General features: G+C 71.2%; 1 protein-coding gene. It reads left to right on the top strand.

What is annotated here, in order from left to right; genetic code table 11:
• Window positions 1-62: 62 nt before the first annotated feature.
• Window positions 63-632, top strand: coding sequence for an oxygenase MpaB family protein (locus C5B96_RS16945; protein ID WP_158507232.1), 570 nt, complete (start codon window positions 63-65; stop codon window positions 630-632).
• Window positions 633-1,106 lie beyond the last annotated feature (474 nt).

Raw genomic sequence — 1,106 nt, 5'->3', positions numbered from 1 at the left:
GGTAGAGGGTGGCCGCGACCCAGAGCTGAGCTTCGGGGTCGAACCCGTTGTACGACACCGCCGTGCCCGCTGCCGCAGCGGGCACGGCGGTGTCGTACAACGCGTTCGACCCCGAAGCTCAGCTCTGGGTCGCGGCCACCCTCTACCAGACCGCACTTCTGGTCTACGAGAAGACGTTCGGCGAACTCTCACCGCGCGAAGCCGAGGAGGTGTACCAGCGCTACGGCGTGCTCGGGTCTGCGCTGCAGATGCCGTCCACCCTCTGGCCCGCCGACCTCGCGGCGTTCCGGCAGTACTGGGATTCAGCGGTCGCCGCGCTCGACGTCACCGACTCAGCCCGTCGCGTCGCGCACGATCTCCTGCACCCCCGCACCGCGCCTCTCTGGCTCCGAGCCGCAATGCCGCTCGTGCGCCTCGTCACCACCGGGCTGCTCGACGACAACCTCCGCCGCGCCTTCGTGCTCCCTTGGAGTGCCCGCTCCCAGCGCCGCTTCGACCTCCTCTTCCGCGTCGCCGCCGCTATCTACCCGCGTCTCCCTCTCACCCTCCGCCGCCTCCCCCGCGACCGCTACATGGGCGCACTCCGCGCCTCCCTCGCCGCGCCTCCCGCCTCGCACTCCCACCCGCACTGACGGCCCCCGCGCAGCACGCGCTTCGCCCGGCCATCCCACTGCCGCGCCGCCCGCGCCGCACCGGGAAAGGACGCAAATCGTTCTCCCACATCAGCTGAGCCACGATTTGGGTCCCTTCGACGAGCGAAGGCGTAAGGGCGCGGTGGCGTGCGGCGTGATGGCGTGCGGTGCGGTTCGGGGGCGCGCGGCGCAGAACACCGCCGCCAGCCGTGACCGTCAGGACGGCCCTCGGCGCCAGACACGGTTCGCCGCCACCGGCCGCTGCCGTCAGGACAGCCGTAAGCGTGGCCGGCCGCGGTCGTCAGGACACCTCTTGCCGAGACAACCCCTCTATCGGCGTCGGATTGGCTGAGGAGTGTCCTGGTGAACGGTCGCTGATGTGCCGATGCGAGCAGGGGGGGTGACAGTAATAGGGGGCAGGGCTGAGCCGGGGCTGGCGGAGGCGGGCGAGGCCTGTGCAGAGCGGGCTAAGCC

It is taken from the genome of Subtercola sp. Z020 (genome assembly GCF_002931235.1).
Lineage (GTDB): Bacteria > Actinomycetota > Actinomycetes > Actinomycetales > Microbacteriaceae > Subtercola.
The sequence above is the reverse complement of the archived record's forward strand: the minus strand, read 5'-3'. Positions and strand labels throughout refer to the sequence as shown.